The organism is Halobacterium sp. R2-5 (assembly GCF_011734195.1).
Lineage (GTDB): Archaea > Halobacteriota > Halobacteria > Halobacteriales > Halobacteriaceae > Halobacterium.
The window spans coordinates 272,268-295,336 of the sequence record NZ_JAANTH010000002.1 but is presented as its reverse complement, the minus strand read 5'-3'; the positions used below and the strand labels follow the sequence as shown (position 1 = coordinate 295,336).

At 70.1% G+C, this 23,069-nt stretch carries 29 protein-coding genes; 14 read left to right on the top strand and 15 right to left on the bottom strand.

What is annotated here, in order from left to right; translation table 11 throughout:
• Nucleotides 1–75: 75 nt before the first annotated feature.
• From G9C83_RS10155 to G9C83_RS10145, 3 genes are read left to right on the top strand one after another with little or no spacing between them, the layout of a single operon-like run.
• Nucleotides 76–393 (top strand): hypothetical protein, encoded by a 318-nt coding sequence (locus G9C83_RS10155; protein ID WP_167246027.1) that lies wholly within the window; start codon nucleotides 76–78, stop codon nucleotides 391–393.
• Complete coding sequence (locus tag G9C83_RS10150; RefSeq protein ID WP_167246026.1) at nucleotides 390–743, top strand: hypothetical protein; 354 nt, start codon at nucleotides 390–392, stop codon at nucleotides 741–743. Before G9C83_RS10155 ends, G9C83_RS10150 begins: the two co-directional genes overlap by 4 nt.
• A complete protein-coding gene (locus G9C83_RS10145; RefSeq protein ID WP_167246025.1) occupies nucleotides 733–1,275 on the top strand; it encodes a hypothetical protein in 543 nt (180 codons plus the stop codon). The genes G9C83_RS10150 and G9C83_RS10145 overlap by 11 nt, the downstream gene beginning before the upstream one ends.
• Here G9C83_RS10145 and carA read toward each other — a convergent pair.
• Nucleotides 1,262–2,320 (bottom strand): glutamine-hydrolyzing carbamoyl-phosphate synthase small subunit, encoded by a 1,059-nt coding sequence (gene carA, locus G9C83_RS10140; RefSeq protein ID WP_167246024.1) that lies wholly within the window; start codon nucleotides 2,318–2,320, stop codon nucleotides 1,262–1,264. The two genes, G9C83_RS10145 and carA, sit on opposite strands and share 14 nt — an antisense overlap.
• A 97-nt stretch (nucleotides 2,321–2,417) precedes the next feature.
• Between carA and G9C83_RS10135 the strand changes: the two genes are divergently transcribed.
• The 4 genes from G9C83_RS10135 to tenA are packed head-to-tail and all read left to right on the top strand — an operon-like array spanning nucleotide 2,418 to nucleotide 4,704.
• A complete protein-coding gene (locus tag G9C83_RS10135; protein ID WP_167246023.1) occupies nucleotides 2,418–2,831 on the top strand; it encodes an Lrp/AsnC family transcriptional regulator in 414 nt (137 codons plus the stop codon).
• 48 nt (nucleotides 2,832–2,879) lie between these two features.
• Nucleotides 2,880–3,503, top strand: coding sequence for an isopentenyl-diphosphate Delta-isomerase (gene idi / locus G9C83_RS10130; RefSeq protein WP_167246022.1), 624 nt, complete (start codon nucleotides 2,880–2,882; stop codon nucleotides 3,501–3,503).
• Nucleotides 3,504–3,550: 47 nt separating this feature from the next.
• A complete protein-coding gene (locus G9C83_RS10125; RefSeq protein ID WP_167246021.1) occupies nucleotides 3,551–3,967 on the top strand; it encodes a desampylase in 417 nt (138 codons plus the stop codon).
• Between the two features lie 44 nt (nucleotides 3,968–4,011).
• Entirely contained in the window at nucleotides 4,012–4,704 is a 693-nt protein-coding gene (tenA, locus tag G9C83_RS10120; protein WP_167246020.1) for a thiaminase II, read from the top strand.
• Here tenA and G9C83_RS10115 read toward each other — a convergent pair.
• Together G9C83_RS10115 and G9C83_RS10110 are read right to left on the bottom strand one after the other, a co-directional pair.
• The gene (locus tag G9C83_RS10115) at nucleotides 4,701–4,940 is read right to left on the bottom strand and encodes a hypothetical protein (protein WP_167246019.1); all 240 of its coding nucleotides are present in this window, start codon (nucleotides 4,938–4,940) and stop codon (nucleotides 4,701–4,703) included. The two genes, tenA and G9C83_RS10115, sit on opposite strands and share 4 nt — an antisense overlap.
• Complete coding sequence (locus tag G9C83_RS10110; RefSeq protein ID WP_167246018.1) at nucleotides 4,934–5,980, bottom strand: zinc-binding dehydrogenase; 1,047 nt, start codon at nucleotides 5,978–5,980, stop codon at nucleotides 4,934–4,936. Before G9C83_RS10110 ends, G9C83_RS10115 begins: the two co-directional genes overlap by 7 nt.
• A gap of 72 nt (nucleotides 5,981–6,052) precedes the next feature.
• Here G9C83_RS10110 and G9C83_RS10105 point away from each other — a divergent pair, with 72 nt between their 5' ends.
• A complete protein-coding gene (locus G9C83_RS10105; RefSeq protein WP_167246017.1) occupies nucleotides 6,053–6,679 on the top strand; it encodes a MogA/MoaB family molybdenum cofactor biosynthesis protein in 627 nt (208 codons plus the stop codon).
• 56 nt (nucleotides 6,680–6,735) lie between these two features.
• On the opposite strand, the gene G9C83_RS10100 is transcribed toward G9C83_RS10105, so the two are convergent.
• Nucleotides 6,736–7,266: a hypothetical protein gene (locus G9C83_RS10100; RefSeq protein WP_167246016.1), complete on the bottom strand. Its 531-nt coding sequence runs from the start codon at nucleotides 7,264–7,266 to the stop codon at nucleotides 6,736–6,738.
• Between the two features lie 180 nt (nucleotides 7,267–7,446).
• Nucleotides 7,447–8,433, bottom strand: coding sequence for a zinc-binding dehydrogenase (locus G9C83_RS10095; protein WP_167247191.1), 987 nt, complete (start codon nucleotides 8,431–8,433; stop codon nucleotides 7,447–7,449).
• A gap of 118 nt (nucleotides 8,434–8,551) precedes the next feature.
• Between G9C83_RS10095 and G9C83_RS10090 the strand changes: the two genes are divergently transcribed.
• A complete protein-coding gene (locus G9C83_RS10090; protein ID WP_167246015.1) occupies nucleotides 8,552–9,256 on the top strand; it encodes a 5-formyltetrahydrofolate cyclo-ligase in 705 nt (234 codons plus the stop codon).
• A 44-nt stretch (nucleotides 9,257–9,300) separates the two neighbouring features.
• Entirely contained in the window at nucleotides 9,301–9,537 is a 237-nt protein-coding gene (locus tag G9C83_RS10085) for a hypothetical protein (protein ID WP_167246014.1), read from the top strand.
• Here G9C83_RS10085 and G9C83_RS10080 read toward each other — a convergent pair.
• The 5 genes from G9C83_RS10080 to G9C83_RS10060 form a co-directional block, all read right to left on the bottom strand.
• Nucleotides 9,532–9,849, bottom strand: coding sequence for a cupin domain-containing protein (locus G9C83_RS10080; protein ID WP_167246013.1), 318 nt, complete (start codon nucleotides 9,847–9,849; stop codon nucleotides 9,532–9,534). The two genes, G9C83_RS10085 and G9C83_RS10080, sit on opposite strands and share 6 nt — an antisense overlap.
• A gap of 25 nt (nucleotides 9,850–9,874) precedes the next feature.
• Complete coding sequence (locus G9C83_RS10075) at nucleotides 9,875–10,201, bottom strand: CTP synthetase (RefSeq protein WP_167246012.1); 327 nt, start codon at nucleotides 10,199–10,201, stop codon at nucleotides 9,875–9,877.
• Nucleotides 10,198–11,115: a glutamine-hydrolyzing GMP synthase gene (guaA, locus tag G9C83_RS10070; protein ID WP_167246011.1), complete on the bottom strand. Its 918-nt coding sequence runs from the start codon at nucleotides 11,113–11,115 to the stop codon at nucleotides 10,198–10,200. The genes G9C83_RS10075 and guaA overlap by 4 nt, the downstream gene beginning before the upstream one ends.
• The gene (locus tag G9C83_RS10065; protein WP_167246010.1) at nucleotides 11,115–12,755 is read right to left on the bottom strand and encodes a CTP synthase; all 1,641 of its coding nucleotides are present in this window, start codon (nucleotides 12,753–12,755) and stop codon (nucleotides 11,115–11,117) included. Before G9C83_RS10065 ends, guaA begins: the two co-directional genes overlap by 1 nt.
• A 124-nt stretch (nucleotides 12,756–12,879) precedes the next feature.
• Nucleotides 12,880–13,482 carry a dienelactone hydrolase family protein gene (locus G9C83_RS10060; RefSeq protein ID WP_167246009.1) on the bottom strand — a complete coding sequence of 201 codons (603 nt, stop codon included), beginning with the start codon at nucleotides 13,480–13,482 and terminating at the stop codon, nucleotides 12,880–12,882.
• Between the two features lie 207 nt (nucleotides 13,483–13,689).
• On the opposite strand from G9C83_RS10060, the gene G9C83_RS10055 reads away from it, so the two are divergent.
• Nucleotides 13,690–14,589, top strand: coding sequence for a PspA/IM30 family protein (locus tag G9C83_RS10055; protein ID WP_167246008.1), 900 nt, complete (start codon nucleotides 13,690–13,692; stop codon nucleotides 14,587–14,589).
• A 36-nt stretch (nucleotides 14,590–14,625) separates the two neighbouring features.
• Here G9C83_RS10055 and thrS read toward each other — a convergent pair whose 3' ends face one another.
• From thrS to G9C83_RS10030, 5 genes are all read right to left on the bottom strand, one after another.
• Nucleotides 14,626–16,548, bottom strand: a complete 1,923-nt coding sequence (thrS, locus tag G9C83_RS10050; RefSeq protein WP_167246007.1) for a threonine--tRNA ligase — start codon at nucleotides 16,546–16,548, stop codon at nucleotides 14,626–14,628.
• An 87-nt stretch (nucleotides 16,549–16,635) separates the two neighbouring features.
• Nucleotides 16,636–17,670, bottom strand: a complete 1,035-nt coding sequence (locus tag G9C83_RS10045; protein ID WP_167246006.1) for a dipeptide epimerase — start codon at nucleotides 17,668–17,670, stop codon at nucleotides 16,636–16,638.
• Nucleotides 17,667–18,680, bottom strand: a complete 1,014-nt coding sequence (locus G9C83_RS10040; RefSeq protein ID WP_167246005.1) for a DUF1611 domain-containing protein — start codon at nucleotides 18,678–18,680, stop codon at nucleotides 17,667–17,669. Before G9C83_RS10040 ends, G9C83_RS10045 begins: the two co-directional genes overlap by 4 nt.
• A 63-nt stretch (nucleotides 18,681–18,743) precedes the next feature.
• Entirely contained in the window at nucleotides 18,744–19,646 is a 903-nt protein-coding gene (locus tag G9C83_RS10035; RefSeq protein ID WP_167246004.1) for a Vms1/Ankzf1 family peptidyl-tRNA hydrolase, read from the bottom strand.
• A gap of 48 nt (nucleotides 19,647–19,694) precedes the next feature.
• A complete protein-coding gene (locus G9C83_RS10030) occupies nucleotides 19,695–20,033 on the bottom strand; it encodes a DUF5802 family protein (protein ID WP_167246003.1) in 339 nt (112 codons plus the stop codon).
• 116 nt (nucleotides 20,034–20,149) lie between these two features.
• Here G9C83_RS10030 and G9C83_RS10025 point away from each other — a divergent pair, with 116 nt between their 5' ends.
• From G9C83_RS10025 to G9C83_RS10015, 3 genes are read left to right on the top strand one after another with little or no spacing between them, the layout of a single operon-like run.
• The gene (locus G9C83_RS10025; protein WP_167246002.1) at nucleotides 20,150–20,800 is read left to right on the top strand and encodes an ArsR family transcriptional regulator; all 651 of its coding nucleotides are present in this window, start codon (nucleotides 20,150–20,152) and stop codon (nucleotides 20,798–20,800) included.
• A gap of 45 nt (nucleotides 20,801–20,845) precedes the next feature.
• Nucleotides 20,846–22,117 carry a Glu-tRNA(Gln) amidotransferase subunit GatD gene (gene gatD / locus G9C83_RS10020; RefSeq protein ID WP_167246001.1) on the top strand — a complete coding sequence of 424 codons (1,272 nt, stop codon included), beginning with the start codon at nucleotides 20,846–20,848 and terminating at the stop codon, nucleotides 22,115–22,117.
• Nucleotides 22,114–23,043, top strand: coding sequence for a GNAT family N-acetyltransferase (locus G9C83_RS10015; protein ID WP_167246000.1), 930 nt, complete (start codon nucleotides 22,114–22,116; stop codon nucleotides 23,041–23,043). Before gatD ends, G9C83_RS10015 begins: the two co-directional genes overlap by 4 nt.
• Nucleotides 23,044–23,069 lie beyond the last annotated feature (26 nt).

Genomic DNA, 23,069 nt, shown 5'->3' with positions numbered 1-23,069 from the left:
GTTCTTTCAGTACGCTGAGAGGCGTCAGACGCGTCCCAACTGCTTAGTGACCCCGACGTTATCTGGCGGACGAGCATGGCACTGCCGACGTGGGCGTCGCACGCCACGATAGCGCTCAACATCCTCACGTTCGCCGCGAGCGCGGTGGCGTGCACGTTCGCGACCATCGCAGCCGTGGGGTTCGCGGGGACCGAGTGGGGGCGCGCAATCGCGCCGCTGCCGGTCGTCTTCGGCGCGATGACCGTCTCGACGGGCGCGACCTTGCATCCCGCGACGCCCGCGGACGGCGGCCAGGTCGCGCTCGCGCTGTGGGCGATCGCGATCGTCGCCATCGCCGTCGCCTGCTGGCGCTTCGTGGCGCTCGTGACCGAACGGCGGGTGGTCGGCCGGTGACCGCGATGACCGCGTGGGTGCTGGAGGTCGCGGTGCTGGTCGTGCTCTGCGCGGGGTTCACGTACCCCGTGGTCGCGTACTCGCGGAACGTCCTCTACCGCGACGGCGTGCTCCTGCTGGTCGCCGCGCTGGCCTGCCTGATGGCGGGATCGGTGCTCGAGTTGCTCGTCGACCTCGACGTGGCGGGCGCCGCGGTGGAGGTGGTGGCGTACGTCGTGTACGCGACCAGCGCGCTCGTGAGCGTAGCGGCGACGTGGCGGTTCGCCCGCGAGTTCGTGACGTTCGGGCGCGGCGACGGCGCGGAAATAGAGACCGACGAGTTCGTCGGAGGGTTCGAGCGTGACCGCTGAGGTCGACACGCAGGCGGTCGAGCTAGCGGCCGGCGAGGTCGCGCTCTGCGTGCAGCCCAGCGGCGACCGCGTCGTCGACGTGCTGCCCGCGGAAGCGTTCGAGAACCTCCTGCTGGTGACGACCGACGGCAACCTGAGGAAGCTCGAACGCGCAGTCGAAGCCCGCGGCGGCGACCCGCGGCGGGTCGGCGTCGTCCCCGTGACGGGGACGGAGGTAAACTACGACGGCCCGCTGTGGGTGACCGACCGCGTCAGCCCGAGCGACCTGACGGGCGTGAGCATCCAGTTCTCGAAGGCGTTCCAGCACGTCGAGCCGGGCGAGGGCTGGGTGGCCGTCGACAGCCTCGGCGTGCTGTCGATGTACGTCTCCAGCGAGCGGCTGTTCCGGCTGCTAGACACGCTCGTGGGCGCGACCCGCGGGCGGAACGCGCGAACGGTGCTGGCGACCGCCGAGGGCGTGCTCGGCGACCAGGCGATGACGCAGTTCCGCGGGCTCGCGGACGAAGAACTGAACTTCCCTAGTCGGCCGTGACCGGCGTGCGGCTTGAGGCCAGCGCGAGCACGTCGTCGAAGAAGTCGAGGCTGTCGTGCGGGCCGGGGTTGGCCTCGGGGTGGTACTGGCGCGTGACGACGTCCAGTTCCTCGGAGTCGAGGCCCTCCGGGGTGTCGTCGTTGACGTTGATCTGCGTGACCTCGAGGTCGCCGGGCTCGGCGACCGTGTAGCCGTGGTTCTGTGTGGTCATCACGACGCGCCCGGAGTCGTAGTCGAGGACGGGCTGGTTGACGCCGCGGTGGCCGAAGTCCATCTTCTCGGTGGTGCCGCCGAGCGCGCGGGCGACGACCTGCTGGCCGAGGCAGATGCCCGCGACCGGGAGGTCGCCGACGAACTCGGAGACGAGCTGTTCGGCGGCCTCGAAGTTCGCGGGGTCGCCGGGGCCGTTCGAGATGAACAGCACGTCCGGGTCGACGGCCGCGAGCTCCGCGGGCGTGGTGTCGTAGGGGAGGACGTGGACGGTAGCGCCGCGGTCGACCAGCGAGGAGACGATGGAGCCCTTCGCGCCGCAGTCGACGAGCGCGACGTCGACGTCGCCCTCGCCGTGGACCTCGGGCTCGTCGACGCTGACGCGGCTGCCGATGTCCGTGAGGTCGCTCATGTGCGGGCAGTCCTCCAGTTGCGCGCGGGCGTCCTCGGGGGTGGCGTCGGGGCCGGCAGCGATGCCGACCTTCATCGCGCCGCCCTCGCGGATGTCGAGGACGAGGTCGCGGGTGTCGAGGCCGTCGACGGCGGGGACGCCCTCGTCCTGGAGCCACTCGGCGACGTCGTCGGTGAGCTCGCGGGCGACGACGGCGCTGGGGTGGACGCGGTCCGACTCGAAGCGTTCTTCTCGGACGCCGTAGTTCCCGATGAGGGGGTACGCGAAGGTGAGCACTTGCGCCTCGTAGGACGGGTCCGTGAGGCTCTCCTCGTATCCGGTGTACGCGGTGGTGAACACGAGTTCGCCTCGCGCCTGCCCGGAGGCACGGGCGTTGGCTTCGACCACGTCGCCGGTCTCTAACGCGAGGTAGGCGTCCGACATTACGAGATTCAAACGCACTACCGGAGTATAAACCTTGCTTTCGTAGCGAGGTTACGATTTTCGAAATCCTTTTTGTGCGAGGGGGTGAATCCGGGGTATGGACGACATCGACCGGCGCATCCTCGACGCGCTCCGACGGGACGCCCGCACCCCGTACACGGAGATCGCCGACGACATCGGCGTCAGCGAGGGCACCGTCCGCAACCGCGTCGACAGCCTCGTCGAGGACGGCGTCATCGAACGGTTCACCGTCACCACCTCCACGGGCAACGTGAAGGCGATGATCGAGATCGGCGTGGCGATGGACGTCGACACCCACGAGGTCGGCGACCGCATGGTCGACTGGGAGCCCGTGGACTTCGTCTGGCAGGTGTCCGGCGAGGACGACATCGTGCTCGTCGTCGACGCCACCGACACCGGCGGCGTCAACCAGCTCGTCTCGAAGGCCCGCGAGCAGGAGGAGGTCGTCTCCACGAAGACCCGGCTCATCCTCGACGAGAAGATGGGCTGACCGCGCCGAGTCGAAGCGCTATTTACCCACGTCCCCGTCGTTGGCGCCATGAGCGATTCAGGGCCCGACGTGCCCGTCGAGTCCACGCGCACGGACGAGGCTGCGGAGAACGCCGAACAGGACGTCGTCGCCGTCGACGCGTACGACGAGGAGGAAGGTCCGGTGAACCGCCTCGACGCCCACACGGGCGACGGCATCCGCCACCGCGCGTTCACGTGCCTGCTGTTCGACGAGGACGGCCGCGTGCTGCTCGCCCAGCGCGCCGCCCGCAAGCGCCTCTGGGACACCCACTGGGACGGCACCGTCGCCAGCCACCCCGTCGAGGGCCAGAGCCAGAAGGAGGCCACCCGCGAGCGCCTCGAAGAGGAGCTCGGCATCACGCCCGACCAGTACGACGACCTGGAGGTCACGGACCGCTTCGAGTACAAGCGCCACTACCTCGACGAGGGCGTCGAGTGGGAGGTCTGCGCGGTGCTCGTCGCGACGCTCTCGGACACGAGCCTCGACCCGGACCCCGACGAAGTCGGCGGCATCCTCTGGGCGGACTACGAGGACCTCTACGAGAATCCGCGGTACTACCGCCAGCTCCGGCTCTGCCCGTGGTTCGAGATCGCGATGCGCCGAGACTTCGAGGGCGACGCCGACCCCGTGCCGGACGGCGCCCGCGAGTAGCGCGAGCCGTCGGGCGGATTTTTCCGGGAGCGCTCCCAAACACGGCCGTGCTCGAACTCCGACGGGCGGCCTACGACGCGGTGCTCGACCACGCGCGAGCGGACGCGCCCCGGGAGGCCTGCGGCGCGCTGCTCGGTCGCCGGGACGGAGACGAGGTGATCGCGACGACCGCGCGCCGCGTGCCGAACGTCGCGGAAGCGTCGCGCGTGACCTACGAACTCGACCCGGAGGCGACGCTGGCGGTCTTCGACGAAGCGGCGGCGACGGGGCGCGAAGTCGTCGGTTTCTACCACTCGCACCCCGCGGGCCCCGCACACATGAGCGACACCGACCGCGAGCGGGCGTCGTGGCCGGGGTACGTCTACGTGCTCGCGTCGCTGGCCGCGCGCCCGCCGATTCTGGACGCGTGGACGTGGACCGGCGAGCGCTTCGAGCCCGAGGCCGTCCGCCTCGGTAATAAGTAGGTTGTACCACTAAGTTATTTCTCGGTGGGCGTTCCACTTCGGGTATGCCGTTCAGCGACACGCTGCTCGCGGAGGCGGAATCGGTCTGGGAAGCCCAGTACGACCACCCGTTCGTCACCGAGCTCGCGGCCGGCACGCTCGACGCCGCGGCGTTCCGGCACTGGGTCGAGCAGGACTACCGCTACCTGCTGGACTACGCGGACGTGTTCTCGCTGGCGGCCGCGAGCGCCGACGGCGAAGAACGGACCGCGCGGCTCGCGGAGACCGCCCACCGCATCCTCGCCGACGAGATGGACCTCCACCGGTCGTTCGCCGAGGAGTACGGGCTCACCCCGGCGGACCTCGAAGGCGCCGAGAAGGCGCCGACCTGCCAGGCGTACACCGACCACCTCGTGCGGGCCGCCCGCGAGGGCGGCCTCGCGACCGTCGCCGCGGCGGTCTACCCCTGTGGGCAGGGCTACCTCGACGTCGCCGACCACATGGCCGAGCTCGCGGACGGCGAGCACCGCTACACGCCGTTCGTCGAGAAGTACACCAGCGACACCTTCCGAGAGACCGTCTCGTGGATGCGCGAACTCGTCGACGACCTCGCCGACGAGCGCCCGGGCGCCCGCGAGGACATGCGCGCGGCGTTCCACCGGAGCGCGCAGCTAGAACACGACTTCTGGGAGATGGCGTACACGCGAGAGCAGTGGGACGTGACGCCGCACCAGCGGACCGCCGCGGACGCCGACTAGCGGCCGCGGACCGCCGTCCAGACGCCGATGGCGCCGAGCAGAATCGCGGGAATCATCGGCACCGCGAGGTACGTGTCCCGGTAGCTGAGTCCGAACGTTCCCGGTCCGACGACGTAGAGGTACAGCGGCGCGAGCAGCCCGGAGACGACCAGCGCCGCGACGACCAGCCACTGCGCGCGCTCACTCATCCCGGCCTCGGCGTCGTCGTAGTCCTCGCGGGGGTCGTGGGTCACCATTGGCGTTCGCTGTCGGGAGTTACCACTACCTTCCCAAAGCCCTCCCGGTTCTCCAGTAGTTCGTGGGCGCGTCCAGTCTCGCTCATCGGGAGCGTCTCCCGAATCCGGACGTCGAACGTGCCGTCCCAGACCAGCGAGAGCACGTCGTCGACCTCCCCCGGCGTCGCCATCGTGGAACCGAGCACGGAGAGCTGGTTCCAGAACAGCCGCTGGACGTGCGTCTCCGGACGCCCGCCCGTGGTCGCGCCGCAGGTGACGAGCCGGCCGCCCTTCGCGAGCGATCGCAGCGAGTCCCCCCACGTCGCCTCTCCCACGTGGTCGACGACGACGTCCACGCCGCGCTTGCCGGTGTGCGCGCGAACCTCGTCGGCGAAGTTCTCGGTCTCGTAGTCGATGGCGTGGTCGGCGCCGATCTCCTCGGCGTACCGGAGCTTCTCCGCGCTGCTCGCGGTCGCGTACACCTCCGCGCCCGCGTGAGCGGCGATCTGGACGGCCGCGTGGCCGACGCCGCCGCTGGCGCCGAGCACGAGCACTTTCTCGCCGGCTTCGATGTCGGCGCGCGTGTGCAGCATCCGCCACGCCGTCTGGAAGACCAGCGGCGCGGCCGCGGCCGTCTCCCAACCGACGCCCTCGGGGACGGGGACGAGGTTGTCCTCGGGGACCGCGGCGTACTCGCTGTGGACGCCCGGGACGTGCTCGCCGATGATGTGGAACGACGAACAGAGCGGGTAGTCGCCGTCCCGGCAGAACTCGCAGTCCCCGCAGGAGACGCCCGCGGAGACCGCGACCCGGTCGCCCTCCTCGAAGCGCGTGACGTCCTCGCCCGTCTCGACGACCACGCCCGCCGCGTCGCTGCCCGGCACGTGGGGCATCGCCAGGTCGAGTTGAGGCATCCCGCGGCGCGTCCACACGTCGAGGTGGTTGAGCGCGCCCGCCTTCACGTCCACGAGCGCCTCGTCCCGCCCGACCTCGGGGTCCGGAACCTCGCCGTACTCGACGACCTCGGTGCCGCCGTGGCCCGCGAACTGAACTGCCTGCATACCCGAGCACTCGCGGGCGCCGACCAAAACTGTGGGGTCCACGCTTTTCCCCGCGGCGCGAGAAGTCCAAGCATGGTCGACTTCCAATCCCGAGAGACCCGGCGGGACGACGAACCCGACGAAGAGCCCGCAGACGACGCCGACGGGGAACCAGCCAAGGACGAAGCACACGGCGACGAGCACGAGCACGCGGACGACCACGACCACCACCATCACGACGTCGACCGGGTCGGCCTCGCGATACTGACAGTGTCGACGTCGCGCTCGCTGGACGACGACCCGGCTGGCGACGCCATCGCCGAGGCGTTCGAGGCCGACGGCCACGAGGTCGTCACGCGGGAGCTCGTGCGGGACAGCTACGACCGCGTGCAGTCCGGCATCGACAACCTCGCGAGCCGCGACGACGTCGACGTCGTCGTCACCACCGGCGGCACGGGCGTCACGCCAGACGACGTCACCGTCGACGCCGCCGAGCCGCTGTTCAACAAGGAGCTCCCCGGGTTCGGCGAGCTGTTCCGCCGGCGCTCCTACGAGGAGATCGGGGAGAAGGTGGTCGCCACGCGGGCGACCGCGGGCGTCACCGACGGCGTGCTCGTGTTCTGCCTGCCGGGCAGCGAGAACGCCGCGCGGCTCGGCAGCGAGCAGGTGGTCGTCCCCGAAATCGGCCACCTCGTCGGGCTCGCGAGCCGCGATCGGTAGCGCGGCCGCTACGCGTCGGAGTCACCGGAAAAGAACGGAGCGACGCTACGGAAGCGTTACGCGACGGGCGCGAGCGAGCTCGCGGACGCGTTCTCGTCGGTCGTGGTCTCGTTCGTCGCGGTCTCGTTCTCGACCGCGTCGTCGCTGTCGTCGGTGTCGCCGTCGTCACCGAGCAGGCCGCTCAGCGCGTTCCCGAGGTCGTCGACCTCACCGCCGAGGAACGACTGGATCTCGTCGTGAATCGAGGAGACGTGCTCCGGGACCTGCTCCGGGAGGTCGGTCGGCGGGCCGCGCTCGCCGGCCGCGTCGGACGCGTTTTCGGCGTGCTCCGACGCGTTCGCAGCGGGGCCGACGTCGCTAGGCGGGCCAGCGGACTCGTTCTCGTCGGTGTCAGTCTCGTTCACGTCCGACTCGTCCGCGTCGTCGTCGGCTTCGGCGTCGTCGGCGTCGTCGGGTGCGCTCCCGTTCGCTTCGTCGGGTGCTTCGTCTGTCGGTGCGTTGCCGGGGGTCGCCGCGCCGACCGCAGCGACGCCGCCGACGAGGACGGTCGCCGCGACGGCCAGCGTGAGCAGTTTGCGTGCGTTCATCGCAGTCGCTTCTCGGCCCGCCACCCACTTCAACCGGGGTAGCGCTGAACTCGAATTTCCGGCTCGATAGGCCGTCTGAACCCGAATTAAGCCGAATTAAGCGTCAGTTCACCCGCCGCGGGGCGACCCCGGAGTGGGTTCCGGGGTCGCGGGTCGTTGCGCGCGTCGCGCGCCGCCGGGCTACTCGCGGGTGAGCACGAGCTTGCCGTGGAAGTCGCCGGCTTCGCCGCGGCGGTGGGCCTCGGCGACCTCGTCGAACGTGAAGTACTCCGAGACGACGGGCTCGACCACGCCGTCGTCGACGAGCGAAGCGATTTCGCGGAGTTCCTCTCCGATTCGCTCCTGTCGTTCGCCGAGCAGCACGGGGAGAATGACGAGCACGACGCCGAGTTCGAGGGAGTTGGCGTGCATCGCGGAGAGGTCCTGCGTGGAACTGGACTCGGTGGTGACGACCGTCCCGAACGGCCGCACCGCGTCGAAGGCCGTCTGGATGTGGTCGTCGCCGACGGGGTCGAACACCACATCGAAGCCGGCGCCGGTGGCGTACTCGGCCGTGTAGTCGGCGACGTCAGTGGTCGTGTAGTCGACGGTGGCGTCGGCGCCGAGGTCGCTAGCGAGGTCGCGCTTCTCGGCGGTCGAACCGGTCGCGGTGACCGTCGCACCGAGGTTCGCGGCGAGCTGGACGCCGATGTGGCCGACGCCGCCGCTGGCGCCGTAGACGAGCAGCTCGTCGCCGTCACCCACGTCGGCTTTGTCGGTGAGCATCTCCAGAGCGGTGGTCGAGACGACGGGGAGCGCCGCGGCGTCCTCCAGCGGAATGGCGTCGGGAGCGGGCGCGAACGTGTCGGCGTGCCCGACGACGTAGTCCGCGAGCGCGCCCTGTCGGCCCGCGCCGCCCGGCATCCCGTACACTTCGTCGCCCGGCTCGAAGGCCTCGACGTCGTCGCCGACGGCGTCCACGACCCCCGCGACGTCGCAGTGCAGGGTCGCGGGGAACGGCGGCGTGAAGTCGGGAATGTCGCCGCGTCGAATCTTGTAGTCGACGGGGTTGAGGCTAGTCGCCGCGACCTCGACGCGGACCTCCTCGGGCCCGGGCTCGGGGGTTTCGACGGTCGTCTCCTCGAAGACGTCCGGCGAGCCGTACTCCTCGATCACGTGCGCGGTCATCTGCGAGTCGGTCACGTCGACAACGACGGCGGGCACGGGGAAAGGCACACGGGCGGCAGCACGCGTTTCCGGATCGCGGGACCGTGGATTCACGTCCCGTCGGCGCGCACGCCCACGCATGGACAAGCAGGAGCTCCGCGAGCGCGTCTGGGACGACCTCGAAGACAGCGGCGAGGCGCGCTTCCCGTTCCCGCCGCACGGCCGCATCCCGAACTTCGCGGGCGCGAGCGACGCCGCCGACCGGCTCGCCGAGACGGACGCGTGGGCGGCCGCCGACGTGGTGAAGGCGAACCCGGACGCCCCGCAGTTGCCGGTGCGTCGGGCGGCGCTGCGCGCGGGGAAGACGGTGTACGTCGCGGTGCCGCGGCTGCGCGACGAGGAGTGCTTCCTCCGCCTCGACCCCGCGGAGGTCGCGGACGTCGACGACGCCACGACGGTCAGCGGCATCGGCGAGCACGGAACCGCAGTGGGACCCGAGGACGTCGAGCCCGTCGACCTCATCGTCTCGGGGAGCGTCGCGGTCACGGAGCGCGGCGAGCGCGTCGGCAAGGGCGAGGGGTACAGCGACCTGGAGTTCGCGCTGCTCCGCGAGTTCGACCGCGTGGGTGACGACACGACGACGGTGACGACCGTCCACGAGCGCCAGGTCGTCGACGACGAGATTCCGACGAGCGACCACGACGTGCCGATGGACTACGTCGTCACGCCCGAGCGCGTCGTCGACACCGACGCTCCCGCAGAGAAACCCGAGGGAATCGAGTGGGACGCGGTGAGCGACGAGCGGCGCGAGGAGATTCCGGTCTTGGAGCGCCTGGCGCCCTGAATCGGCCGACAATTTAAACGGGAGAGCGGCGTATTCTCTCGGGTATGGGTGCTTCGAGCGGTGATGACCGCGCTGCGAGCCCGGAGGCCGCGCTGTCGGCGGCTATCGAGGCAGCGGACGGCGACCCGGACTGTGCGCTCTGCTCGAAGCCCGCGGACTACTTCCTCTACGAGCCCGGCAGCGTCGAGAAGTTCGTCTGCTGGGAGCACGTCAGCCCCCACTCCGCGGCCGTCGACGGCGAGGGCAAGCGGCCCGGCCGGCCGGTCGCGCTCTCGCTATGACTCCATCGGCGCCATCGTCGCCGTGAACACCGCGACGTCGTCGCTCTCGTTTCTCGCGCCGTGGGCGACGCCGCGCTCGTGGACGACCACGCCCGGAGCGTCTACGGTCTCCTCGCTGTCGCCCTGCACGACGACGAGTTCGCCCTCCAGCACGTGGAAGGTGTTCGTCTGGTCGCCGTGCTCGTGGGGTTCGACCTCGGCGCCGGGGCCGAGCGCGAACGCCTTCACGAGTTCGTCCGGCGAGTAGTACAGCTCCTCCGTGACGACCTCTCCCGCGTCGGGCGCGAGGTCGGGGTAGCGGTCGAGTGACACGCCAGAACGGAGACCGCGGAAGCCCTTAGCTGTCGGGTCCGACGAGTTCCTCGGCGACCGTCTCCGCCCCGAGCAGCGCGGGGTCGACGGCGAGGTCGAGGACGCCCTTCACGAACTCGGGCATCGAGTCGGGCGTGTACGCGACGATTTTCAGGGCCTCGTTCTGCTCGCGAGCGACGGGGATGGCGGTGGCCTCGGCGGCGTCCGTGATGACCAGCAGGTCGGCGTCCGCGACGCCGGCGTCTTCGAGCCGTTCGCCGGACGCGACGCCCTCGATGCTGGTGACTGCCACGCCCTCGGCTTCGAGGGCGTCGACGATGCCGCGGTCGGGACCGACGACGATTGCCTTCATTCGTACTCGATTGTCGCGGGTGGCTTGTGGGTGACGTCGTAGACGACGCGGGAGACGTTGTCGATGGTCCCCGCGATGCGGGACTGCAGGCGCTGGAGGGTCTCCCACTCCAGTTCCTGGGCGCGGGCGGTCATCCCGTCACGGGATTCGACCGAGCGGACGGCGACGACGTAGCCGTGCACGCGGTTGTCGCCCTTCACGCCCGTCGCTTTCCCGAGGACGGCGGCGAACGCCTGCCACGGGTCGTACTCCTCGAGTTCCTCCTCGACGACCGCGGTCGCCTCGCGGGCGACCTCGACCTTCGCCGGCGTGGCTTCGCCGATGACGCGCACGGCGAGGCCGGGGCCGGGGAACGGCATGCGCTCGCTGATGATCTCCTCGAGGTCGAGGTGGCGCGCGACCTCCCGGACCTCGTCCTTGTAGAGGTCCCGCATCGGTTCGACGATGCCCTCGAAGCCGACGCGCTCGGGCAACCCGCCGACGTTGTGGTGGCTCTTGATGGTGCCCTCGCTCTCGATGCGGTCCGGGTAGATGGTACCCTGCACGAGGTAGTCGGCGTCGACCTCGTCGGCGACCGTCTCGAACTCCCGGATGAACTGCTCGCCGATGACGTGGCGCTTCTCCTCGGGGTCCGTGACGCCCGCGAGTTCGTCGAAGAAACGGTCCTGGGCCTCGACGACGCGGAGGCTGTCCATGTAGTCGAAGACCTCCCGAATTTCGTCGGTCTCGCCCTTCCGCATCAGGCCGGTGTCGACGTAGACGGGGACGAGCTGGTCGCCGACCGCCTCGTACGCCAGCGCGGCGGCCGTAGAGGAGTCGACGCCGCCCGAGAGCGCGATGATGGCGGTGCTGTCGCCGAGCTCCTCACGGATTTCTTCCTTGGCGTCCGCGACGAACTCCTCGACGTCGACCATCAGTTCACCACCTCCGCCTTCGTGTCAGTGGCCTCGAGGACGGCGTCGAGCAGCCCGACGAACGGCGGGCTCGCGCGTGTCGGCCGCGACCGGAACTCGGGGTGGAACTGCGTCCCGAAGAAGAACGGGTGGTCGTCGTACTCCAGTATCTCCATGCGGTTGCCGGCCTCCCCGGAGAACGTCAGGCCGTTCTCGGTGAGGACGTCGATGTACTCGGGGTTGACCTCGTAGCGGTGGCGGTGGCGCTCCGTACACGAGGTGTCGCCGTACACGTCGTGGGCGAGCGTCCCGGGCTGAATCTGGGTCTCGTGGGCGCCCAGCCGCATCGTCCCGCCGAGGTCTTCGAGGTCGTACTGCTCGGGCAGCAGGTCGATGACGGGGTACGGCGTGTCCTCGTCGATTTCCGCGGAGTGAGCGCCCTCCCAGCCGAGGACGTTCCGGGCGTACTCCACGACCGCGAGCTGGAAGCCCAGGCAGAGCCCGAGGAACGGGACGTCGTGCTCGCGGGCGTACTGGATGGCCCGAATCTTGCCCTCGGTCCCGCGGGAGCCGAAGCCGCCGGGGACGACGACGCCGTCGGCCTGCCGGAGGCGCTCGCGGTGGTCGTCGTTCATCTTCTCCGAGTCCACCCAGAGAACGTTCACGTCCACGCCGCGCTCGAGGCCGGCGTGCTTGAGCGCCTCGTGGATGCTCATGTACGCGTCTTCGAGGGCGTACTTCCCGACGAGCGCGATGTCGACTTCGCCGCTGCGCTCGCGGGTGACGAGGTCCCGCCACTCGGTCGAACGCTCGGACTCGGGGAGGGCGTCCTCGGCGATGTCGAAACGGTCCATCACGAAGTCGTCGAGGCCCTCCTCCTCGACCACGAGCGGGACGCGGTAGACGTCCTCGACGTCCGGGTTCGAGAAGACGGCGTCCGTGGGGACGTCGCAGAACAGCGCGATCTTCTCCTTGACGTCCGGGTCGAGTTCGTCCTCGCAGCGCCCCACGAGGACGTCCGGCTGGAGACCGATGGACCGGAGTTCCTTCACGGAGTGCTGGGTGGGCTTGGTCTTCTGCTCGCCGGTCTTCGAGTACGGGACGAGCGTGACGTGCGCGAACAGGATGTCCTCGTCGTCCTCCTCGTGGCGGAACTGCCGGAGGGCTTCGAGGTACGGCATCCCCTCGATGTCGCCCACGGTGCCGCCGACCTCGACGATGCAGACGTCGGAGCCGTCGGCGGCCTCCCGCACGCGGCGCTTGATGTCGTCGGTGACGTGCGGGATGATCTGGACGGTCTTCCCGAGGTAGTCGCCGGCGCGCTCGCGCTCGATGACTTCCTGGTAGACCTTGCCCGTGGTGACGTTGTGGTCGGAGGTCATGTCGACGTCGAGGAACCGCTCGTAGTTCCCGAGGTCGAGGTCGACCTCCCCGCCGTCTTTCAGCACGTACACCTCGCCGTGCTGGTAGGGGTTCATGGTGCCCGCGTCCACGTTCAGGTACGGGTCGATTTTGACGGCCGTGACGTCGAAGCCGGCGTTCGAGAGAAGGCGGCCCAGGCTGGCGGCGGTGATGCCCTTCCCCAGCCCCGACATCACCCCGCCGGTGACGAACACGAACTTGCTGCCCAGTGATGGGTCGTATCCGGTCTCCGTCGGCATACTGACCGTCCGGCGGGCGCAGCAAAAACGGTTTCGGGACGCCCGCGGCCCGCCACTCGCTGCCACGTCCCGGGCCGTCAGGGGCCGAGAGCGGCCCCGCGCTTGCCACCGTTTTTGTTCCGCCCTAGCAGGACTGCGCGAGGAACGGCCCGGCGGCCTCGGCGACGCTGTCGGTGCGCCCGACGAAGAAGTGGTCTGCTTCCAGTTCCACGACGTCGCAGTCCAGTCCCCGCGCGGCCTCGACCACCGGCTCCCAGTCCGCGGTCGTGTCCCGCGTCGCGTACACCACCTGCAGCGGCGCCGCTATCTCTTCGAGCGCGGCCGCGGCGTCCAGCCCGGCTTCGAGCTCCGCGGCGGGCGCGAGCAGCGACACCGCACAGAGGTCGGCGTCGACGCTCGCGGCCGCGAGCGCGGCGATACTCCCGCCGAAGCTGAACCCGAACAGGCCCACGTCGTCGTAGCGCTCGCTCGCCCACCGCACCGCGTTCCGGGCGTCCTCGCGCTCGCCGAGCCCCTCGTCCCAGTCGCCGTAGTCGAAGCGCAGCGCCGCCACCCCCCGCTCGACGAGGTACTCGGCGACGGCGACGAGGCGGTCGTCCCCGCGGTGGCCGCGGTGCTGGGGGTGTGGCGGGCACATCACGACGCACGCCGTGGCGCCCCCGTCGGGCGAGTCGAGAGTCGCTTCCACGTCCCGGCCGCCGGGCACGAGCACGGTCTCCTGTTGCATGGACGAGGGTTCGGCGTCGGGTGTCGTGTAGGCTGTGGTTGTGGTCTTTCGCGCGGGGCACTCCGTTCCCCGCTCGCTCGTTCCGTGCTCTCACTACGTTCGAGCACGCGGCTCACGGCTCGCTTCGCTCACCGTTCGCGTCAACGTGCCCTCCCTCCGGTCGGGCACGCGGTGAACGTTTTACGTCCCGAGCCCCAATCCGTGTGTATGGGTATCGTATCACGACTCTCGTACGCGGTCCGGTCGAAACTGAACGCCCTCGTCAGTTCCGCCGAGGACCCGACGGAGACCCTGGACTACTCCTACCAGCGGCTCCGCGACGAACTCCGGGACGTCGAGCAGGGGCTGGCCGACCTCACCGCCCAGAAGAAACGCCTCGAGGTCCAGCGCGAGCGCCTCGCGCAGAACGTCGAGAAGCACGACGACCAGGCGTGGGAGGCCGTCCGGCAGGGTCGGGACGACCTCGCGCGGCGCGCCCTCGAGAAGAAACAGCGCAAGCGCGACCAGGTCGCCGAAATCGACGACCAGATCGCGAGCCTCGAACAGACCCAGCGGGACCTCGAAGGACAGAAGGACGACCTCGAAGCGAAAGTCGAGGAGTTCCGCACGAAGAAGGAGACGATGAAGGCCCGCCACGAGGCCGCGGAGGCCCGAACGCGCGTCTCGGAGGCAGTCACGGGCATCGACGACGGGAACGGCGACGTGGCGCGCGCCATCGAGCGCGCCCGCGACCAGACCGAGGAGATGGAGGCGCGCGCGGCGGCGATGGACGAGCTCAGCGAGCGCGGCAGCCTCGACGGGCCGCTGGGCGACGACCGCGACCGCATCGACCGCGAGCTCGACGGCGAGCGCGACGACGTGGAGGCGGAGCTGGACGCCATCCGCGCGGACGTCGACGGCGACGGCGAGCGCGAGGAGCCAGTGGACGTCGAAGTCGAGGACGGCGGCCACGACCTCGATAACGCCGTGGCGGAGATCGACCGCGAGCCCGCCGGCGAGGACCCAGTCGGGCGAGCCGACAAGAGCGGCGAGCCGGCGGTCGGCGAGGGCGACGAGGATGGCGTCGACGAAGAGCTCGACGCCATCCGCGAAGAAGAGCGCGCGTAGCCGAGTACCGGCGGGCTCGCGCCCGCAGTCGGCTGTTTACCCGACGAAGTCCGGTTCGGTGCGCTTCTCCGCGACCTCGCTGTCGAGGTGGTCGACGAACGTGTCGACGTCGACGTCGTTGCGCTCGCGCTCCTGGCGGTCGCGCACGGAGACCGTGCCGGCTTCCTCCTCGTCGTCGCCGAGGACGAGCATGTAGGGGACGTTGTCGTCGTGGGCCTGCTGGATCTTCCGGCCGACGGTCCAGTCGCGGTCCTCGACCTCGACGCGGTAGCCCTCCAGTTCGTTCTTCACGCGGTGGGCGTACCCGAGGTTGTCGTCGGTCACGGGGAGGATGCGGACCTGCTCGGGCGCGAGCCACGTCGGGAACTTCCCGTTGTAGTGCTCGATGAGCACCATGAAGAAGCGCTCGTAGCTCCCGTAGAGCGCGCGGTGAATCATCACCGGCTGGTGGGCGTCGTTGTCCGAGCCCGTGTATTCGAGGTCGAAGCGGTCCGGCATGTTGAAGTCGAGCTGGACGGTCGGGCCGTCCCACGTGCGGCCGAGCGCGTCCTCGAACGCGAAGTCGATCTTCGGCCCGTAGAACGCGCCGTCGCCGGGTTCGAGGTCGTAGTCGACGTTCTGCTCGTCGAGGACGTCGCGGAGCTGGCTCTCGGACTGCTCCCAGATTTCGTCGCTGCCGACGGACTTCTCGGGGCGCGTGGCGAGCGCGACCTCGTAGTCGAGGTCGAACGTGTCCAGCACCTCGAAGATGAGGTCCATGATGCGCCGGACCTCCTCCTCGATCTGGTCGGCGCGCGCGAACACGTGGCCGTCGTCGATGGTGAACGCCCACACCCGCGAGAGCCCGGAGAGCTCGCCGCGCTGCTCGCGGCGGTACACTTTGCCGTCCTCGAAGTACCGAACGGGGAGGTCGCGGTAGCTCCACGAGGACTGGTCGAAGATGGTGGCGTGGCCCGGGCAGTTCATCGGCTTCAGGCCGTACTCCTCGTCGTCGACGTCCATGAGGAACATGTCGTCGACGTAGTTGTCGTAGTGCCCGGACTGCTTCCAGAGCTCCGTGCGGAACAGGTGCGGGGTCTCGACCTCGTCGTAGCCCATGTCGCGGTTGAGCCCGTGGACGTAGTCCGAGAGCTCCCGCAGCACGGTCTTCCCGTTCGGGTGGTACAGCGGGAGGCCGGGGCCCGTGACGTCTGGGATGGAGAACAGGTCCATCTCGGAGCCGAGCTTCCGATGGTCCCGTTCTTTGGCCTCCTCGCGGCGCTGGAGGTACTCCTCCAGGCCGTCCTCGGTCGGGAACGCCGTGCCGTACACCCGAGTCAAGGTCTCGCGGTCCTCGTCGCCGCGCCAGTACGCCGCCGAGGTTTCGAGGACCTCGAAGCCGCCGATTTCGCCCGTGGAGTCGACGTGCGGGCCCTGGCAGAGGTCCTCGAAGCCGTCCTGCTTGTAGAAGCTCACGGGGTCCTCGCCGGCCGCCTCGGTGTCGAGAATCTCGCGCTTGAACGGATTGTCCTCGTACTTCTCGACGGCTTCCTCGCGGTCGTACTCGAGGCGCTCGACGTCGTAGTCCGCCTCGATGATGTCCTCGGCTTCTGCCTGAATCTCCTCGAGGTCGTCGGCGTCGAGCTCGACGTCCGCGATGTCGTAGTAGAACCCCTCGTCGGTGTACGGGCCGATGGTGAGTTTCGCGTCGGGGTGGTGGCGGACGAGGGCCTGCGCGAGCACGTGCGCGGCCGTGTGCCGGAGGACGTCGAGGTAGTCGTCGGAACCCTCGGTGACGATCTCGATCTCGCGGTCCTCCGTGATGGGTTCCTCCTTCGCGACGAGTTCGCCGTCGAGCTTCCCGGCGACTGTGTCACGGCCGAGGCCGGGCCCGATTTCGTACGCTACGTCCTCGACCGTCGCCCCGGCGTCGACGTCCAGCGTGGCGCCGTCCGGGAGCGTCACAGTAACGCTGCTCATGTGGGTTTTCCTTCGCCCGGAGGCACCCATAAGCCTGTTGAGACGGTGCGGCCGCGTGCCGCACGCCCCGAAGATCGAAGCGCGGAGTCAGGCCTCGCGGACGCCCGTGCCGGGCCGGTCGACGGCCTGCAGGTCGACGCGGCCGGCGGGCATCGGAACGCCCTCGAAGTCGTCCGCGGCGAGCAGCAGCGAGCCGTCGAGGTCGGCGTAGTCCAGCAGCGGCGCGAGGTGGCAGGCCGCCGCGATGCTGGCGTTCGACTCGATCATGCACCCGCACATGACTTCGAGGCCGTGCGCGCGGGCGGCGTGAACCAGTCGCTTGGCCTCGCGGAGGCCGCCGGTCTTCATCAGCTTCAGGTTCGCGATGTCACAACGGTCCGCGATGTCCGGAATGTCGCTGGCGACGACACAGGACTCGTCGGCCGCGATCGGGAGCGGGGAGCGCTCGTAGACGTACTTCAGGCCCTCGCGGTTCTCCGCGGGGACGGGCTGCTCGACGAACTCGACGCCGTAGTCGGCGAGCCACTCGATGTTCCGGACGGCCTCCTTCGGCGTCCACGCCTCGTTGGCGTCCACGCGGATGGTGGCGTCGGGCGCGGCCTCCCGGACCGCCGACAGGAGCTGTTCGTCCCGGCTCGTGCCGAGTTTCACCTTCAGCGTGCCGTAGCCCGCGTCGACGGCCTCGGCGGTCTTCTCGCGCATCGTCTCCTCGTCGTCGATGCCGATGGTGTAGGAGGTGTCGAGGCTGTTCGCGGCGTCCAGCCCCCAGTAGCGGTACAGCGGCAGGTCCGCGCGCTTCGCGGCGAGGTCGTGACACGCGATGCTGACCGCGGCCCGCGCCGCGGGGTTGTCCGAGACGACCTCCCGCATCCCGGTCTCGATGCGCGCGAGCGCGTGCGGGTCGTCGGCGCGCTCGACGACCGCGAGCAGGTCCGGGAGCACCGCCTCGACGGTCGCGGCCGTCTCCCCGTAGTGCGGGGACGGTGCGGCGCCGCCGACGCCGACGTTGCCGTCGTCGTCCTCGACGCGCACGACGACGTTCCCCGCGGTCTGCTGCGTGCCCCGCGAGATGGTGAAGGGGTGTTCGAGCGGGAACTCGCGGCGCTCGAAGGACGCCTTCATCGAATCACCTCGATCACCGACCCGGGGTCGAAGCGCACGGGGTCGTCGGCGGGCGCGTCGATGGCGTCCGCGAAGTCCGCAATTGCCTCGCGGGCCTCGTCGTCGCTGTCGACGCTGCGCGTGTTCAGCATGCCGCCGACCACGTCCGCGTCGGCGACGGGTTCGGCGAACGCCTCGAAGCGGTCCACGAACTCGCCGACTGGCGGGAGTTCCTGGTCGTAGCCGTGGACGGAGTCGCGGCCGACCTCGTGGCAGAGCACGAGGTGGTCGGGCATCGATCCGTGGACGATGCTCGCGGTGACCCCCGAGTACGCGGGGTGGACGATGCTCGCCTGTCCCTCCACGAAGACGTAGTCGTGGTCCGCGCCCGCTTCGAGGACCATCTGCTCGACCGCGCCCGCGGCGAAGTCCGAGACGACGCGGTCGACTGGGATGCCCTCGCCCTCGATGAGGATGCCGGTCTGCCCGGTCGCGACGAACGCCGCGTCCATCCCCTGCTCGCGGGCGGTCTCGTACAGTTCCCGCGTAGCGGTCATCTTCCCGACCGAGCAGTCCGTCCCCACCGTCGTGACGACCGTGGCGTCCACGCTGTCCGCGACGCCGTCCGCGACGCCGAGGTCCGCGGGCGGCTTCCGCACGTCCCAGAGTTCGGCGCCGTGTTCGGCGGCGAGGGCCGCGAACTCCTCGTCGTCTTCGAGGAAGTAGTGCAGGCCCGAGTAGACGTCGCAGCCGCGCTCGAGCGCGTTCCGCACGTCCGGCCGCCACGACTCCTCGAACCCGCCGCCGATGGGCGCGATGCCGATGACGAGCGCGTCCACGTCCTCGTCGACGTCGCTCATCGACGCGACCACGGGCGCGTCCTGCACGTCCGGCACGTGGTCGGCGACGCGGCTGCCGTCGTTGTCCCTGTCGAGGACCGCGACCACGTCGTAGTCGGCGTACCGGAGGACGCCCACCGCGGTCTTCGCGCGGTCGGGGAACTGCTCGTGTGCGAGGAGTGCGACGTTCATACGACGACGGAGGCCCCCCGCCGCCTTAAGCGTGAAGCCGGAGGCAACCGCGCGAGCGAGCAGTCACAACAGGGACAGCGGCACCGTCCAGAACGCGTCGTGCGCGTCGTCGAGCGCTGCCTCGGGCTTCCCCGTCGCGTCCACGGCGGCCGTCGCGTCGGCGTCGAACTCGTCGAGCAGCGTCCCCTCGCCGACGACGAACACGCGCTCGGCGTCCACGCCGTCGAGCGCGCGCTGGCACTTCTCCAGGTGTTCGCGAATCTGGCTCTCGCGCCGCCGCTCGAAGCGGTCCTGCGAGAAGCCGCCCTTCGAGTGCTTGCCCTTCACGTCGCTGGTGAACCCCTCGAAGTGGACGCGCTCGGGCTGCGGGCCGTCGCCAGAATCGGCATCGTACACGCCCAGCGCGAACAGGTCCGCGCGCACGACTGCGAGCGCGTATTGGCCCGTGGGCGCGAGCCACTCGCGCTCCATCTGGACGGTCGAGTCCCACGCCGCGAACGCTTCCGGCGGGTTCGGCGGGCGCAGCGCGGCCGAGAGCAGACCTTCGGGGTCGCGGACGACGAGGCAGGGCGCGGCGCGCTCGACGAGTGGCGCGCGGTCGCCGAACGCTTCGCGGACGGACTCGGGCGGGTCGTCGGGCACGTACGCCGTGAGCACGCCCTCCTCGGTGCTCTCGACGCTGTCCAGGAGCGCGACGACGCGCTCGCGGCGCTCGCCGCGGAGGTCCCGGCGCCCCCGGAACTCCGGCTCGCCGTCGCCGCTGCCCTGTCGGCGCACGCGGTCCTCCAGCTCCGTGATTCGGTCTTCGAGCTCGTTGACGCGCTCCTCGGCTTCCTGCCTGTCGCGGACGGCCTCACTGCGGCGCTCGCTCTCGGCGTCGAGGCGGTTCCGCAGGGACTCGTTCTCGTCCTCGAGGTCCTCGATGCGCTCCTTGAGGTCGGTGCGCCCGAGGAGGTCGTCCAGCATGAGCGAATGGCGGCGGCCCGGGCGCTTAGGCGTTTCCCACCGGGGCGGTCAGACGGCGCCCATGTCGAAGAGGCGGGCGGCGTGCTCCCGCTTCGCGAGCAGCACTTCTTCGAGCGACGGCGGGTTCTCGACGTCGGCGTTCTCGATGACGGACTCGGGGACGGCGAGCGTGCGCTCGGGCACGTCGTCCCCGCCGTGGACCGGGAGGTGGGCCGCGCCGAGCTTCATCACGAGCGGGAGGTCTGTCCGGGAGATTCCCTCGTCGCTGGCGTACAGCTGCTCGTTGACCCGCTCGTGGTGACGGCTGTTGATGACGGCGCGGTCGCCGCCGGTCGGTTCGACGTACAGCCGTCCGAGGTAGTAGCCGCTCGAGAATGCCTCGAACATGTGTGTCAAACTCTGGCATGGAAGGACTTAAGCGCTCCGGCGGACCCCCGAGTCGTCGCGCAGTTTCACCGAGAGCAGACACCCTTATCCGCGTTCGCCGCTAACTCCGGGTGAAGATGGATTCGGGGGCACTGCTCGACATACTCGGGAACGAGAACCGGCGACGCATCCTCCGACTGCTCGCGCGGAAACCCTGTTACGTCACGGAGATATCGGAGTACCTCGGTGTCAGCCCGAAGGCCGTCATCGACCACCTCCGGCGGCTGGAGGACGCCGGGCTCGTCGAGTCCGAAGTCGACGACCAGCGCCGGAAGTACTTCCACATCGCCGAGAACCTCCGCCTGGAGGTCCGGCTGTCGCCGTTCGACTTCGGCGCGAAGTCCGCGTACCCCGCGAGCGCGGACCTCGACTTGACGCGCTGCCAGCACGTCTCGATCCGCATCCAGCAGGACCGCAACGACGACGTCGCGGACCTCGCGGGGAAGCTCGAGGAGCTCAAGGACCTCGAACGCGAGCTCTCGCTCGCCCAGCGCTGGGTGCAGGGCCGGCTCGCTGACGTCCAGGGCCAGCTCGGGGACGCCGTCGGCGACGGCAACGAGCGGCTGTACGCGGACGTGCTCGCGGCGCTGGCGGCCGGCGAGCGCTCCGCGAGCGCGGTCGCCGCGACCCTCGACGCCCCCGAACCGCTCGTCGAGGGCGTCCTCGAGACGCTGCGCGAGCAGGACGTCGTCACGCGGACGGACGGCGAGTGGCGCATCGCCGAGTAAGCCGAGTAGCAACCTTTTCGTCGGCGCGTCCGGAATCCTCTCGACATGAACACAGGGGACCGCGTGCGCGTCCGGCGGGACGGCACGACCCACGAGGGCGTGCTGCTGCCGTCGGCCGAGCCGGACCACCTCGTCGTGAAACTCGACTCCGGGTACAACGTCGGCGTCGACCGCGACGCGGCCGACGTGGAAGTGCTGGAGCGGGACGTCTACGACGTCGAGAGCGAGCCCGAGGAGGAGGCCGCCTCCGAGGTGGAGTTCGACGACGACCTGCCGACCATCGCACTCATCTCTACTGGTGGGACGATCGCCTCGACCGTGGACTACCGGACCGGCGCCGTCACCGCGCAGTTCGACGCCGAGGACGTGCTGCGGGCGGTGCCGGACCTCGCGGGCCGCGCGAACTACCGCGGGCGCGTCGTCGCGAACATCCTCTCGGAGAACATGGAGCCGCCGATCTGGCGGGAGCTCGCGGAGGCCGTCCACGAGGAGATCGAGAACGGCGCGGACGGCGTCGTCGTGATGCACGGCACGGACACGATGCAGTACTCCGCGAGCGTGCTCTCGTTCGTCCTCGACACGCCCGTACCCATCGTCTTCACGGGCAGCCAGCGCTCCGCGGACCGGCCGTCCTCGGACAACGTGATGAACGCGGTCTGCTCGGTGGAGGCCGCGAAGGCCGACACCGCCGAGGTGATGGTCTGCATGCACGCCTCCGAGAGCGACGACAAGTGTGCGCTCCACCGCGGCACGCGCGTCCGGAAGAACCACACGAGCCGCCGCGACGCCTTCGAGACCGTCGGCGCGGAGCCGCTCGGCTACGTCGACTACGACGAGGCCAGCGAGGACGCGACCGCTGACTCCCGTGGCGTCGAGTTCACCGGGGAGTACGACGAGCGCGGCGAGACGGACCTCGACATCGACGCGGACCTCGACTCGGACGTCGAACTCGTGAAGTTCACGCCCGGGATGGACCCCGCGTTTTTCGAGGCCTGCGAGGGCAAATCCGGCGTCGTCATCGAGGGAACGGGCCTCGGGCACGTCCACACGGAGTTCATCGACACCATCGAGGAACTGGTCGAGGACGGCACGACGGTCGTGATGACCAGTCAGTGCCTCGAAGGCAGGGTCTGCGACCGCGTCTACGACACGGGCCGCGACCTCCTCGACGCGGGCGTCGTCGAGGGCGAGGACATGCTCCCCGGCACCGCGAAGGTGAAGCTGATGTGGGCGCTCGCGAACACGGAGAACGCCGCGGAGACGATGCGCACGCCGCTCGCGGGCGAAATCACCGAGCGCTCCGTCCCCTGGGAATGAGCGGGGGCGTCGAGATTCGCCCCGCGGAGCTCGCAGACTACGACGACGTGGTGGCGTTCGCCAGCGACACGTGGGCCGACCGCCGCGAGGACGGCGACTACATCCCGCAGGTCTTCGAGGACTGGGTGGACAGCGACGGGCCGCGCCAGCGCACGCTCGTCGCGGACACCGGCGACGACGTCGCCGCGGTCGCGCAGTTCGTGCTGCTGTCCGAGCACGAGGCGTGGGCGCAGGGGATGCGCACGAACCCCGACTACCGCGGGCAGGGCGTCGGCTCGAAGCTCGTCCACGAGGGCTTCGACTGGGCGCGCGAGCGGGGCGCGACGGTCGCGCGCAACATGGTGTTCTCGTGGAACGTGATGGGGCTCGGGCACTCTCGTGCGACCGGGTTCGCGCCCGCGACGGAGTTCCGCTGGGTCAACCCCGCGCCGGACAGCGATGCGAGCGCGAACCACGAGATCACGGGCGACGCGAACGCGGCGTGGCGCTTCTGGCAGGACAGCGCCGCTCGCGACCACCTCCGGGGACTCGCGCTCCACCCCGACGAGTCGTGGGCGCTCGCCGAGCTCACGCGGGACCGCCTCGCCGCGGCCGCCGACCGCGGCGGCCTCGTCGTCGTGCAGGACGAGACGACGGGCACGCGGGGGTTCGCGTTCCGCTCGCGCACGTTCGAGCGCGAGGACGACGACGACGCCGAGCAGACGGTGGCGGAGTACGGCGTCGGCGCGTGGGCCGACCAGCCGGCCTGCGAGTCGCTGCTCGACGCGATTGCCGCGGACGCCGCGAGCGTCGGCGCCGAGCGCACGCGCGTGTTGATTCCCGAGGACGTCGCGGCGGTCAGCGACGTCGCGGTCACGCGCACGGAGATCGGCGAGGAGCCGGACTTCGTGATGGCCGCCGACCTCACCGCCGACTACCGGGCGTAGCCGTCGCGAAACGTTTTGACGGAGGG